The organism is Massilia sp. Masssp94, from assembly GCF_059491305.1.
This window is the reverse complement of sequence record NZ_CP168501.1, coordinates 4,041,025-4,055,335: the sequence shown is the minus strand read 5'-3', so window position 1 is coordinate 4,055,335 and position 14,311 is coordinate 4,041,025. Positions and strand designations below refer to the sequence as shown.

Genomic DNA, 14,311 nt, shown 5'->3' with positions numbered 1-14,311 from the left:
TCTAGCTCCTGTCGGGGGTTTGTTGTCAAACCCGTAAGGATACGACACTCGTCCCGACGATGGCGCCGCTATCGGTGCGCGGCGCGTTCCGCCCGGTCGGTGACGAACAGCGCCAGCACGGCCGCGATGACCATCGACACGCCGCCCAGCACCAGCGTAAGTACCGCGTGGTTGCCGAACATATGCTTCGTGAACCAGCCGAGCACGAGGCCGCTGACGATCTGCGGAATCACGATGAAGAAGTTGAACAGGCCCATGTAATAGCCCATGCGGTTCGGCGGCAGCGCGGCGACCAGGATCGCGTACGGCATCGTGAGGATGCTTGCCCACGCCACGCCCACGCCCAGCATCGGGATCAGCAGCAGATGCTTGTCGTGGATGAAGAACACGCTGGCCAGCGACAGGCCGCCGATCGCGAGGCAGACGGCGTGGCACGCCTTGCGGCTCGTGCGGCGTGCCAGCACGGGCAGCACGAACGCGGCCAGGGCGGACATGCCGTTGTAGACGGCGAACATCACGCCGACCCAGTTGCCCGCGTCCTGGTAGCCCGGCGACAGCGGATCCGTCGTGTTGTAGACGTTGTCGGCGATCCCGGGACCGGTATAGATCCACAGCGCGAACAGCGCGATCCACGAGAAGAACTGGACGAACGCCAGCTGCACCATCGTCTTCGGCATGTGCGCGAAGCCGCCCATGATCTCGCGCAGCGCGACGCTAAAGCTGCGCGAATGCTTGCGCTGGGCTTCGAAGCGGTGGAGGTCCGGCGGCGGCAGTTCGGTCGACGTGAACACGGTCCACGTCACGGCCAGCAGGAACGCGGCGCCGCCGACGTAGAACGAGTAGCGCACCGAATCCGGCACCCCACCGTCGACGGGCACGTTGGAGACGCCGAGGTAGTTCGTGAAGACGATCGGCAGCAGCGATGCGATCACGGCGCCGCAGCCGATCAGGAAGGTTTGCATCGCGAAGCCGGCGGTCTGCTGCGACGTGTCGAGCTTGTCGCCGACGAAGGCGCGGAACGGCTCCATCGAAATATTGATCGAGGCATCCATCAGCCACAGCATGGCGACGGCCATCCAGACGGCGACGGAATTCGGCATCAGGAACAGGGCCGTTGCGGCCAGCACGGCGCCGAGGAAGAAGAACGGACGGCGGCGGCCCCAACGCGGGTGCCACGTGTTATCGCTGAGGTAACCGATCACCGGCTGCACGAGCAGGCCCGTGACGGGCGCCGCGAGCCAGACGAGGGCCAGGTCGTCCATCGACGTGCCGAGCGTGGCGAAGATCCGGCTCGTGTTCACGTTCTGCAACGCCAAGCCGAACTGGATGCCGAAGAAGCCGAAGCTCATGTTCCACAGCTGCCAGAACGTCAGCCGCGGCTTGAGTGCATGTGTTTGCATTTCCATCTGGGTCCCCTTACGCGCCTGGACTCCTGCCAGGCTGCTACATGTAGCAAAGTAACATGGGGTTTTCTGGGTGTCAATGCGATAACAGCCCGCAATCTAAAGGGAAGCCACAGAAAATGTAGTCAAACAACAGATCGACACTTCGGGGTCAGAGCCCGTTTTTGAGCAATTGCCAAAAATCGGGCTCTGACCCCGGTGTTTTACTTGCGGGGCTTTTTGTCGGCGAACTTGCGCTTCGCCGGCTTTTGCTCCGGCGGTTCCTGGCCGTCGCGCGTGATGCCCAGCTGCTGGCCCGCCACCCACACCTTTTTCAGGTGGTCGAGCAGGTCCCGCGGCAGGTCGGCCGGCATGTCGAGCGTGCTGAAGTCGTCGTAGATCTCGATGCGGCCGATTTCCTTCGACGGCACGCCGCCTTCGTTGGCGATGGCGCCCACGATGTTGCCCGGCTTGACGCCGTGGAAGTGGCCTACCTCGATGCGGTACGTGGCCATGCCCGGCTCCGGCGCGCGCTCGACGCGTTCCTTCTTGAATCCTTCCCTGCCCGCGCGCGCCGGACGCTCGTCGGCGAAGGTCGCGCGCGTAGGACGTGCCGGACGCTCCTCACGTTCGCGGAACTCGGGCTTGGGCTCGCGATCGGGCTTTTCCAGCAGCAGCGGCTCGTCGCCGCGATACAGCTTGGCCAGCGCGGCCGCGATGTCGATCGCGGGCACGTTCTGCTCGCGTTCGAAGTCCTCGATCAGGGAACGGAACACGTCCAGGCCGCCCGCGGCCAGCGTCTCGCCGATCTGCTCCTTGAACCTCGTGATGCGCACTTCGTTGACGGCCTTGATGGTGGGCAGCGTAAGCGGCGCCACCGGCTGGCGCGTGGCGCGTTCGATCGCCTTCAGCAGGCCACGCTCGCGCGGCGTGATGAACAGGATCGCGTCGCCGCTGCGGCCGGCACGGCCCGTGCGGCCGATGCGGTGCGTGTAGCTTTCCGGGTCGGACGGCACGTCGTAGTTGATCACGTGGCTGATGCGCTCCACGTCCAGGCCGCGCGCGGCGACGTCGGTGGCGACGAGGATGTCGATCTTGCCGTTCTTGAGCTGCTCGATCGTGCGCTCGCGCTGTTGCTGGGCCATGTCGCCGTTGATGGCGGCCGCCGCGAACCCGCGCGCCTGCAGCTTGGACGCCAGTTCCTCGGTGCCGAGCTTCGTGCGCGCGAAGACGATCATGCCGTCGAACGGCTCCGCTTCCAGGATGCGCGTGAGGGCATCCAGCTTCTGCATGCCCGCGACGAGCCAGTAGCGCTGGGTGATGTTGGTGGCCGTCGTCGTCTTGGCGGCGACCGTCACCTCGCTCGGCTCGTTCAGGTAGGTCTTGGCGATGCGCTTGATCTGCTGCGGCATCGTGGCCGAGAACAGTGCCGTCTGGCGTCCTTGCGGGGTCTCCTGCAGGATGCGCTCGACGTCGTCGATGAAGCCCATGCGCAGCATCTCGTCCGCTTCGTCCAGCACGAGGGTCTTCAGCTGCGAGATGTCGAGCGAGCCCTTGTCGAGGTGGTCGATGACGCGGCCCGGCGTGCCGACGACGACCTGCACGCCGCGGCGCAGCGCCGACAGTTGCGGGCCGTAGCTCTGGCCGCCGTAGATCGGCAGCACGTGGAAGTTCTTCAGGTGCGCGGCATAGCTCTGGAAGGCTTCGGCGACCTGGATCGCGAGCTCGCGCGTGGGCGCGAGCACGAGGGCCTGCACGGCCGGGTTCTTGACGTCGATGCGCGACAGCACGGGCAGCGCGAAGGCGGCCGTCTTGCCGGTACCCGTCTGCGCCTGCCCCAGCACGTCGCGTCCCTCCATCAGGAGAGGAATGGTGGCCGCCTGGATCGGAGATGGCGTCTCGTAGCCGACCTCCTTCAGTGCCTTGAGGATGGGTGCGGGGATGTCGAGGTCGGCGAAGGTCGGGAGCTGTGTGTCTTGCATGGAGGAATATTCAAAAATCGTAAGCAATCCTACAGTTTACTACTTTGAGCCCTCCCCCGCTGCCAGAATTTCACGCGGATGACGCCCGGCAGCGACATCCGCGCATGAAACAACGCCTGCCGGTCAGAACTTGTAGCTCGCCCCCAGGCTGTAGGTACGGCCGAACCGGACGTTTTCCACCACGCTGGTCGGGTCGCCGTTGTAGCGGATGTACGGCGAATTGGTCCAGTTGTTCACCGCCGCCGTGAGCGACAGGCCCTTCAGCATGGTCGTGTCGCCGAAGTCGTACGTGAGCTGCCCGTCCACCGTCGTGTTGCCCTTGATGTAGGTGAGGCTCGCGTCGTCCTTGTAGTCGTGGATGTCGCCCACGAAGTCGCCCCGCTTGCGGGCCGCGACGGATGCGCGGAATCCGGCGCGCTCGTAATACACGCGCATGTTCGTCACCGTGTGCGACAGGCCCGGCAGCGGAATCGCGTTGACGCTGCCGTTGCTGATCACCGTGATGCCGCTGCGCGGCAGGGTCACCGAGCTCAGGGTGCTCGAATAGCTGGCCTCGACGCCGAAGCCGCCCAGGTAGCGGGTCAGCATCGCGAACGGCAGCGACGCCGTCAGTTCCAGCCCCTTGATGTTGCCGCCCGAACCGTTGCTCGGCGTGGTCAGGATGCCGACCGTCGACCCGGCGTTCGGACCGGTCGCCGGCAGCGGGATGCCGGACACCAGGAAACCGGTCGACGCGTAGTCGACACGCTGCGGCGCCCGCAGGATATAGGTGTCGAGCTTCTTGTAGAAGCCGGCCATCGCCACGTAGCCCTTGGCGCCGTTCGCTTCGAAGTATTTTTCGTACGACAAATCGAACGACTTCGCGCGGAACGGTTCCAGCTTCGGGTTGCCGGAACCGCCGGCCAGGATCGGCCCTGCGGGGTTCGTCGCATCCAGTCCCACGCCGCCGCCCGGGCGCATGTCGCTCATGTTCGGACGCGACAGGGTCTTGCCGATGCCCAGGCGCAGCACCTGGTCGGCCGGCAGTTCGACGTTCAGGTTCAGGCTCGGCAGGAAGTCGTTGTATGAATGGTGACCGGCAATTGTATAGGCCGGGCAAGCCTGGCCGGCGACGCCGGCGCATCGACCGTTGTCGACGATGAGACCCGTCGAGCCCTGGTTCGTGTGGATGTACTGGGCACCGGCGTTGCCGCGGTACGGCAGGCCGAACAGCTCGCCTTCCAGGGATCCCATCACGTACGCGGTCGAGACCTGTTCCGAGATATGCCAGTTCTTGTCGGTCTGGATCACCTGGTCGACCTTCGCCAGCTGGTGATAGACCGAGCCGAGCGACCCCAGCGGGTTCCACGACGCGACCGGGATGCCCGACTGGCGCGTCACGACCGTCTCGGTGCCCGGCATGGGCGCCGCGCCGTACGGCCCGGTGCCGATGAGCAGGCTGCCTTCGTCCGTGTCGCGGCTCTTGGTGCGATTGGTGCGGTTGAGACCGAATTCGATGCCGGTAAGCGGTCCCAGCTCCACGTCATGCCGGACGCCGAAGCGTGCCGCCTTGATCTCGTCGGTCGTGGCGCCGATGGCCACGTAGCCGGACTGCTGGGTGCCCGTCAGGCCGCCGCCCCAGCCGTCGACGTCGGTCAGGAGCATGCGGCTGCGGTCGGTATAGCTGAGGGCGGTCTTGTACAGCGCGGACAGATTGCTCCGGCCGTCGAAGCCGGTCCACGAGATGCTGTCCAGGTCGGCGTTGGGCGTGTTGCCGACGAGGCCGGCCGTCGTCTCGTAGCGCGTGAAGTCGTGCCTGACCCGCGACCCGGACACGTCGCCGGTGAAGGTCCAGTCGCCGCGGCGCAGGCGGCCGTTGATGCCCCAGGAATTCAGCGTGTCCACCGCGACCTCGGTATTGTTGCGGATGTCGCCCTTGAAGTTCGAGCAGGTGCCGGACACGGCCACGCCATCGACGATGTTCGCGTTGCTCAGCACGCCCACCGGGTCATATCCACCCGTGCTGCCGCAGGTCGACCCTTCGAAACCGGTGCGCTTGGGACTGTCGGTGTTCTTCGAGTGAAACAGGTCGATGGTCGTCAGGAAGTCCTTGCTCGGACGATATTGCAGGATGCCCATCAGGCCTTTATTGGTGTTCGGGTTGTGGATCACGTCCGTCCGCAAGCCGTTCGGCACCGTCACGGTCTGGCCGTTGTACGTGGCCGTGCCCGTCGTGCCGCCCCAGCCGTCGTCGTTGATCTGCTCGGGACCGTTGTCGCTGAACTTCACGACGCCCAGGGCCACGCCGACCGTCCGGTTGGCGAACTGGTCGATATAGGCGAGCGACGTGCGGTAGCCGCTGGCGCTGCCCAGGTCCTCGTTGTGCGCGCCGGTACGTTGCGCCCGGTAGCTGGCGGCGACGGTGCGCCTGGCGAAGTCCAGCGGCAGCACGGTGCGCTGGTCGATGGTCGAGGCGATGCCCTGCCCCATCAGGGTGGCGTCCGGCGATTTGTAGACGGTGATCGTGCCCAGCATCTCGGCCGGATACAGGTCGAAACGGACGCCGCGGCTGTCGCCCGCCGACGCCTGTTCGCGGCCGTTCAGCAGGGTGCCGTTGAAGTCCGGCGACATGCCACGCACGGAGATCGACGCCGCGCGGCCCGTGCGGGCGTCGCGCTGGGTCGTCACACCCGGCAGGCGGGAGACGGACTCGGCGACGGTCGCGTCCGGCAGTTTGCCGATATCTTCCGCCGAGATCGCCTCGACGATGGAGTTGGAATTCTTCTTGATCGAGATCGCCGCTTCGATGCCGCGCCGGATGCCCGTCACGGTGACCTGGCTGATCGGGTTGCCGTTGGCATCCAGTGCCTGTACCGCATCCTGTGCCTGGACGTTGGCGCCCAGCACCGACAGGAATACGGCACAACCGGCGGCGACCGGACTCGGTTTGAACACGCACGTTGCATGTTCTCCCACCGTATGTTTGCTACACAGAATCTTCATGTATCCCCTCGAGTCTTTTTGATGTGATCAAGTGCGGAAGCACAGCCGGCTTCAGCGTTCAAACAGCGAGGTCGATTCTGGAATTAACGTAGACGGAATGCCAATCAAAAAATGTAGTTTTGCAACAAATAGCGCGAATCGCTCTGTTTATGAAGGAAATGTGAAGTCTCTTGTTGTAGCAAAAATACATCCATGACGCAGCGATGGAAGGCCCTCCTCCGCTGCGCCACCAAACAAAATGCCCCTTGCCGCAACAACGGCAAGGGGCATGGAGACTGCGTCGGAGGCTGGGCGCCCCCGACCGATTACAGCTTGTAATTGAAGCCGAACAGCATCTGGCGACCGTACTTCGTGTAGCCGCGCGGACGGTCCGTCGAACCCGAGTAGGTCTGGAACGCCGTGTCGGTCAGGTTGTTCACCTGGAACAGCACGGACAGGCCCTTGACCTGCTTGAAGTCGTAGCCGAGCTGCAGGTCGACGACGCGGTCCGGCTTCGTGAACGTCAGCTCGGTCGCGCCGCCGACGCCGCCGATCTCGGCCACGTAGTCGCTGCGGTAGCGCTGCGCGACGCGGGCCGAGAAGCCGTCGTTCTCATAGTAGGCGGTCACGTTGAACACCCGCTTCGACAGGCCCGGCAGCGGGATGCTCATGTCGCCGAAGCTCTGGTTCTTGATCGAGATCTCGCTCGTCGTGAACGCCGCGTTGGCCGTGATGCCGAAGCCCGAGAGCACCGGGGTGAACATGTCCAGCGGCACCGACGCGGCCAGTTCCAGGCCTTGCAGCTTGCCGCCGTTGCCGTTCTTCGGCTGGGTCATCGTGCCGATGTTGCTGGTCGCGCCCTGCAGCTGGTACTCGGCGAAGTCGCGCGGCTCGGTGACGGTGTAGATGTAGGACTTCAGGTCTTTGTAGAAGCCCGCCACCTGCACATAACCCTTGTTGCCGAAGTATTTTTCCCACGACAGGTCGACCGCGTTCGCACGCCACGGATCCAGCTGCGCATTGCCGCCGTTGCCGTAAGGCGTACCGGTGCTCTGGTGCGTCAGGCCGACTTCACGCGACGCGTTCAACTCGTCGAGGCGCGGACGCGCCAGGGTCTTGTTGGCGCCGAAGCGGATGATCTGCTGTTCCGGCAGGCTCCAGATCAGGTTGATGCTCGGCAGATAGTCGTTGTACTTCTTGCCGTCGGTCAGAGGCACCAGGTCGGCGAACGGCCAGGCGCGCAGCGTCTTGGCGGTCGAGCTCTGGTCGGTGTGCACGGCCTGGATGCCGACGTTGCCGCGCAGAGGCATCGACATCAGTTCGGTGTCGATGTTCAGCTTGGCGTAGCCGGTCTGGACCTTCTCGGTGATGGTCCAGTTCTTGGTCGCGCCCCACGGCACCAGCACGGCCGGCGTGTACGGACCGAAGTTCTGCGCCAGCACGGCCGGGATATCCCAGCTCAGCGTATCGGGCAGCGCGTACAGCGACTGCGAGCCGTTGACGGCACCGGCGGCGATGGCGCCCGTGCCCAGCTTGGTGAAGCCGGTCTCGAGGTGCTGCTTCTGCTTGTCGCGCTTGGACGCGTTGACACCGAATTCGATGCTGTTGAACAGCTTGCTGTCGAAGCGGTATTCGGCGCTGAGGCGGAACGAGTTCAGCTTGTCCTTCAGGTGCGGCGCGTTGACGTAGCCGTCGCCGTACTGGCCGCCGATGGCCAGCAGCGCCGGGTTGTTGTACACGCCGGTCAGGCCGATGTTCGGGATGGTGCCGTTCGCGTAGTCGAACGTCATCGTCTGGCGCGCCGCGAGCCCGGTGTTGATCTCGTCGAGTTCTTCCTTGTGGTCGGCCTGCGAGTGGCTCAGGTCCGCGACGAAGGTCCAGTCGCCCGCGATGTACTTGTTGTTCCAGCCGTAGGCCGTCAGCGTGTCGTTCTGGCGGTAGTGGTTGTTGCGCACCACCGGATTGACGTTGTTGGCGGTACCGGCCGTCATGACGCCGTTGCCGTTGATGGTGCCCGGCGTGAACGAGACGTTGCCGTCGTCGGTCAGCTGCACTTCCATGCCGCGGCGGTCTTCATCGAGCTTGAAGCGCGAGTGGTACGCGTCGATCGTCGACGTGAATTCGCGGATCGGGTGCCATTCCACGACGCCCATCAGGCCGTCGCGCACCTGGTTGCCGGTCTGCGCCAGCGACTTGATGCCTTTCGGAACCTTGACGGTCTTGCCCGGCACGGACGACGTATTGTCGACCCAGTCCCAGGTCTCGAATTGCTTCGACTCGTTCGGCTTGTCGGCGCGTGCGTAGCCGACCGCCACGCCGAGCGTGCGGCCCAGGAACTGGTCGACGTAGGATGCGCTGATGCGGCTGCCCTTGTCCTTCGAGCCGGTGCTGAGCTTGCCCTGGCTGTTCTTCTCGCCGCGCACGTTCAGCGTGACGACGCGCTCGCGCAGCGACAGCGGCTTGATCGTCTGCAGGTTGACCGTACCGGACAGGCCCTGGCCGACGAGCGATGCGTCCGACGTTTTATACACGGTGACGGCGTTGATCAGCTCGGACGGATACTGGTCGTACTCGACCGTGCGGTTCGCGCTCGTGCTGACCTGCTCGCGGCCGTTCAGCAGCGCGGTCGACAGGTCGCCCGACGTGCCGCGGATGCTGATCTGCTGCGCCTGGCCGTTGACGCGCTGCGCCGACAGGCCCGGCAGGCGCGCCAGCGATTCGGCGATGCTGATGTCGGGCAGCTTGCCGATGTCCTCGGCGGAGATGGTCTCGACGATGCTGGTCGCATCGCGCTTGACGGCGATCGCGTCCTCGATGCTGCGGCGGATGCCGGTGACGGTGACGGTGTTGACCGGCGCCGCCTGGACACCGTCGGCCGCCTGCGTCTGCGCGGATGCCTGGGCGCCCGCGAGCGCCAGGAACATGGCGCAACCCACGGCGACCGGGCTCAGTTGGAATACGGGCTGACCGCCCTTCGAAATCTTCATATGTCCCCTCGACAGAATCAGTGTGCTTATAAGAGGAACGTCAGCCTTTTGCCGAAGCGTGCGCCGGCCACGGGCTCGAACGTTCGGAACCGATTCTGTATTAAAACTAGATTACATGTCAACGAGACAGAGATTTAAGTGAAGAGATTGTGGTTTTCACCCACAAAATGCACCAGAAAAAGGCATTTTAGAAGCAATCCTAGTAAATACATACTTCTTATAAATGTAGTTCGGGTACAAATTTCCAGGTGAAAACGCTTACATCTTCGGCGCCTTGCAATACCCGTCGATGAACGCCGCATGATCGGGCATGAAATCGACGCATTGCCGGATCACGTCCGCCACGCCTTCCATGTACTCGCGGATGCCCTCTTCCGACTGCACGTCGACCAGCGGGTGATACGCTTGCGGATGGATGTTCTGCCCGACGAGCACCTGCAGCCAGCCGACTTCCGTGAACAGTTCGCCGTCGACGCGGCGCAGGCGGCCGTGCGTGCGGAACAGGTCGATCTTGTCGCGCAGGGTGGCCGGAATCTCCATGCGCGCGCACTCCTGCCAGAACGCGGCGTCGTCGCGCTGGTTGGCGTAGTAGTGCAGGATGATGAAGTCGCGGATGCGCTCGTAGTGGAAGCGCGACAGGCGGTTGAACGCCTCGACGTCCGCCGCGCTGAAGCCCTGGTCCGGGAAGTAGTCCAGCAGGCGCTGGATCGCGTCCTGGATCATGTGGATGCTCGTCGATTCGATCGGCTCCAGGAAACCGCTCGACAGGCCGATCGCCACCACGTTCTTGTCCCACGCTTTCTTGCGCATGCCCGTCGTGAAGCGGATCGGGCGCGGGTCGGCGAGCGGCTTGCCGTCCAGGTTGGACAGCAGCACGTGCGCCGCCTCGTCGTCGCTGATGTAGCGGCTGCAGTAGACGTGGCCGTTGCCGATGCGGTTCTGCAGCGGGATGCGCCACTGCCAGCCCGACTTGTGGGCGGTCGCGCGCGTGTATGGCGCGAGCGCGGGCACGGATTCGCACGGCACGGCCAGGGCGCGGTCGCACGGCAGCCAATGGCTCCAGTCCTCGTAGCCCGCCTTCAGGGTCTGCTCGATCAGGAGGCCGCGGAAGCCCGAGCAGTCGATGAACAGGTCGCCCTCGATGCGCTCGCCGTTTTCCATCACGACGGCGTCCACGTGGCCGTCGTGCTCGCGCTGCGTCACGCGCACGATTTTCCCCTCGGTGCGCTCCACGCCGCGCGCTTCCGAGAGCTTGCGCAGGTGGCGCGCATACAGGCCGGCGTCGAAGTGGTAGGCGTAGGTGATCTCGGCCAGCGGCGAATTGCCCAAGTCCGCGCGCGGCAGCATGAACTTGTTCGCGCGCGCGGCGGCGCGCGTGATCGAGTAATCGGCCAGGTCGCGCGCCTGGCCCAGCGCGCGCATCTTGTGCCAGTACTGCTCGAAGCCGACCATCCACAGGTCCTGGCCCAGGCGCCCGAAGCCGTGCGTGTAGCGGTCGCCCAGGCGGCCCCAGTTGACGAACTCGACGCCGAGCTTGAAGGTGCCGTTGGTGGCTTTCAAGAACTCGGCTTCGTCGATGCCGGCGACGGTATTGAAACGCTGGATCATCGGGATGGTGGCTTCGCCGACGCCCACGATGCCGATCTCGTCGGACTCGACGAGGCGGATGCGGTAGCGGCCGCGCAGCGCGGTGGCCAGGGCGGTGGCGGTCATCCAGCCGGCGGTGCCGCCGCCAACGATGACGATGGTGTTCAGATGAGGTACTTGCATGCTCGGTCTCGCGATCATGAAAAAACACCCCTGCTGACCAGGGCCGGCAGGGGTGTTTCAATTAACTGTCGGCGTCGACAGGATAACGGATTAGAACTTGTAGCTCGCGCCCAGGCTGTACGTACGGCCGAACGTGATCTTCTCGGCGATCTCGCTCGGGTTCGCGGCGTAACGGATGAACGGCGAGTTCGTCCAGTTGTTCACCGCGGCCGTCAACGACAGGCCTTTCAGCATCGTGTTGTCGCCGAACTCGTACGTCAGCTGGCCGTCGACCGTCGTGTTGCCACGGATGAAGGTCAGCTGGTTGTTGTCCTGGAAGTCGCTGATCTCGCCCAGGAAGTCGCTGCGGTGCTTGGCGGCGATCGACGCGCGGAAGCCATGCGCTTCGTAGTACAGGCGCAGGTTGGTCACCTGGCGCGACAGGCCCGGCAGCGGGATCGTCGCGACGCCGCCCGTGTCGATGACGGTCAGGCCCGTCGTCAGCAGGTTCACCGAGCTCAGGGTGCTCGAGTGGTTGACCTCGACGCCGAAGCCGCTCAGGTACTTCGACAACATGGCGAACGGCAGCGACGCGGTCAGCTCGATACCCTTGATGTTGCCGCCCGTGCCGTTGACCGGGGTGTTCAGGATACCGACGGTCGAACCGGCATTCGGACCCGACGCCGGCAGCGGGGTCTTGGCGCTCAGCAGGCCGCTCGTCGCGAAGTCGACGGTCTTCGGGACGGTCAGCACGTAGGTGTCGAGCTTCTTGTAGAAGCCGGCGACGGCGACATAGCCCTTGGCACCGTTGACGGTGAAGTACTTTTCCCACGACAGGTCGAGCGCCTTCGCACGGAACGGTTCCAGGTTCGGGTTACCCGCGCTGCCCGACAGGATCGGACCGTCGTGGAACGACGTGTTCAGGCTCACGCCGCCGCCCGGACGCAGGTCGCTCATCTTGGTGCGCGACAGCGTCTTGCCCAGGCCGACACGGAACATCTGGTCGTACGGCAGCTCGAAGCCCAGGTTCAGGCTCGGCAGGAAGTCGTTGTACGAGTGGTGACCCCGCACGACATAGGCCGGGCAAGCCTGGCCGGCGACGCCGGCGCACTTGCTCGTGTCGACCACGGTACCGGTCGAGCTCTGGTTCGTGTGGATGTACTGCGCGCCGATGTTGCCGCGGTAGGACAGGCCGAACAGCTCGCCTTCCAGGTTACCCATCAGGTAGCCGGTCGAGACCTTCTCCGACACATCCCAGTTCTTGTCCGTCTGGATCGGCTGGTCGACCTTCGGCAGCAGCTGGTAGACCGTGCCGAGCGAACCGAGCGGGTTCCACGCGACGACCGGGATGCCCGACTGCGGCGTCACCAGGACGTCCGTACCCGGCACCGGTGCCGAGCCGTACGGGCCGGTACCGACGACCAGGTTGCCTTCGTTCTGGTCGCGGCCCTTGTTGCGGTTGGTGCGGTTGACGCCGAATTCGACGGCCGTCAGCGGACCCAGTTCCATGTCATGCTTGGCGGACAGGCGGTACGACTTGATCTCGTCGGTGGTCGTGCCCACGGCGACGTAGCCGGCCTGCGGGTTGCCGGTCAGGCCGCCACCCCAGCCCGCGTGGTCGGTCAGCACGACCTGGCCGCGGTCGGCGTAGTTCAGCGACGTCGTGTAGGTCGGCGCCAGGTTGTCCTTGCCGTTGTAGCCGGTCCAGGAGATGGTGGACAGGTTCGTCGCATTGCCCGGCTGGCCCGCCGTCGTCTCGTAGCGGTTCGAATCGTGCGTGACCTTGGAGCCGGCGATGTCGCCGGTGACGGTCCAGCCTTCGCGGCGCAGGCGGCTGTTGACGCCCCACGAATTCAGCGTGTCGGTGACGGCTTCGATGTGGTTGCGGACGTCGCCCTTGAAGTTCGTGCAGGTACCCGAGGTGGCCACGCCGTCGACGATGGTGGCGTTGGTCAGCACGCCGTTCGGGTCGTACGAACCGGTGCTGCCGCAGACGGAGCCTTCCAGGCCGGTCTTCTTGGTGTTGTCGGTGTTCTTCGAGTGGAACAGGTCGACGGTGGTGACGAAGTCCTTGTTCGGACGGAACTGCAGGATGCCCATCACGCCCTTGTTGGTCTGCGGGTCGCGCTGGACGTCGGTCTTGAAGCCGTTCGGGACCTTGACGGTCTGGCCGTTGTACGTGGCCGAACCCGCGCCGCCGCCCCAGCCGTCGGCCTGGAACTGCTCGGCGCCCGTGTCGTTGAACTTCACGGCACCCAGGGCCACGCCGATCGTGCGGTTGGCGAACTGGTCGATGTAGGTCAGCGTGGAGCGGTAGCCGGTACCGGTGCCCAGGCCGTTGTTGTGCTCACCGAAGCGCATGGCCTTGTAGCCGACGGCAACGGTGCGCTTGCCGAAGTCCAGCGGCATCACGGTGCGCTGGTCGATGGTCGAGGCAATGCCCTGGCCCATCAGGCTGGCGTCCGGCGATTTGTAGATCGTGATGGTGCCCAGCATTTCGGCCGGGTACAGGTCGAACTTGACGCCGCGGCTGTCGCCCGCCGACGCCTGCTCGCGGCCGTTCAGCAGCGTGCCGTTGAAGTCCGGCGACAGGCCGCGGACGGAGATCGCGGACGCACGGCCCGACGACTTGTCGCGCTGCGCGGTCACGCCCGGCAGGCGCGAGATCGATTCGGCCACGGTGGCATCCGGCAGCTTGCCGATGTCTTCCGCCGAGATCGCTTCGACGATGGAGTTGGAATTCTTCTTGATGGAGATGGCCGCCTCGATGCCGCGGCGGATACCGGTCACGGTCACCGTGCTGACCGGGTTGCCGTTGGCGTCCGTCGCCTGGGCGGCTTGCGAGACGGTGGCGTCCTGGGCGTAGACGTTGGTGCCGAGCGCCGACAGGAACACGGCGCAACCGGCGGCAACCGGGCTCAGCTTGAACACAAGTGCGCCATTGATGTTACGCGCGTGCTTGCCATTAAAAATCTTCATTTGTCCCCTCAAATCATCAGATCTCATTGTTTTTCCCGACGACGGCAGCTTGAGCCCGCTCCGGGAGCCAGAAAGCAAACGTTTATAAGTACGTACGTTCTGTCAAGGATTCTGTATTAAAACTAGATGCACTGTCAACGCGAGTTGCCTTCGATTACGGGAATGTAGGAGTTTTACGCTGAATTGACTAAAAAACGACTTTTCTCGTTGTATTCGAGCTACAAAATAAGCATGCAGGCATTGTAGTCGCGCTACAAATCGATTTCTGCGC

At 64.5% G+C, this 14,311-nt stretch carries 6 protein-coding genes; all 6 read right to left on the bottom strand.

Annotation, left to right across the window (positions count from 1 at the left end):
* Positions 1-68: 68 nt before the first annotated feature.
* Positions 69-1,406, bottom strand: coding sequence for an MFS transporter (locus ACEN9G_RS17940; RefSeq protein WP_413340757.1), 1,338 nt, complete (start codon positions 1,404-1,406; stop codon positions 69-71).
* A gap of 200 nt (positions 1,407-1,606) precedes the next feature.
* A complete protein-coding gene (locus ACEN9G_RS17935) occupies positions 1,607-3,364 on the bottom strand; it encodes a DEAD/DEAH box helicase (RefSeq protein ID WP_413337649.1) in 1,758 nt (585 codons plus the stop codon).
* Positions 3,365-3,487: 123 nt separating this feature from the next.
* Positions 3,488-6,298: a TonB-dependent receptor gene (locus tag ACEN9G_RS17930; protein ID WP_413337650.1), complete on the bottom strand. Its 2,811-nt coding sequence runs from the start codon at positions 6,296-6,298 to the stop codon at positions 3,488-3,490.
* A gap of 353 nt (positions 6,299-6,651) precedes the next feature.
* Positions 6,652-9,312: a TonB-dependent receptor gene (locus ACEN9G_RS17925; protein ID WP_413337651.1), complete on the bottom strand. Its 2,661-nt coding sequence runs from the start codon at positions 9,310-9,312 to the stop codon at positions 6,652-6,654.
* A gap of 258 nt (positions 9,313-9,570) precedes the next feature.
* A complete protein-coding gene (locus ACEN9G_RS17920) occupies positions 9,571-11,082 on the bottom strand; it encodes a tryptophan halogenase family protein (RefSeq protein WP_413337652.1) in 1,512 nt (503 codons plus the stop codon).
* Between the two features lie 90 nt (positions 11,083-11,172).
* Complete coding sequence (locus tag ACEN9G_RS17915; RefSeq protein WP_413337653.1) at positions 11,173-14,040, bottom strand: TonB-dependent receptor; 2,868 nt, start codon at positions 14,038-14,040, stop codon at positions 11,173-11,175.
* Between the last annotated feature and the right edge of the window lie 271 nt (positions 14,041-14,311).

What these genes read in the sequence shown, in the direction of transcription:
- ACEN9G_RS17935 (WP_413337649.1), bottom strand. Translation starts at nt 3,364, where the DNA reads ATGCAAGACACACAGCTCCCGACCTTCGCCGACCTCGACATCCCCGCA.
- ACEN9G_RS17940 (WP_413340757.1), bottom strand. Translation starts at nt 1,406, where the DNA reads ATGGAAATGCAAACACATGCACTCAAGCCGCGGCTGACGTTCTGGCAG.
- ACEN9G_RS17915 (WP_413337653.1), bottom strand. Translation starts at nt 14,040, where the DNA reads ATGAAGATTTTTAATGGCAAGCACGCGCGTAACATCAATGGCGCACTT.
- ACEN9G_RS17920 (WP_413337652.1), bottom strand. Translation starts at nt 11,082, where the DNA reads ATGCAAGTACCTCATCTGAACACCATCGTCATCGTTGGCGGCGGCACC.
- ACEN9G_RS17925 (WP_413337651.1), bottom strand. Translation starts at nt 9,312, where the DNA reads ATGAAGATTTCGAAGGGCGGTCAGCCCGTATTCCAACTGAGCCCGGTC.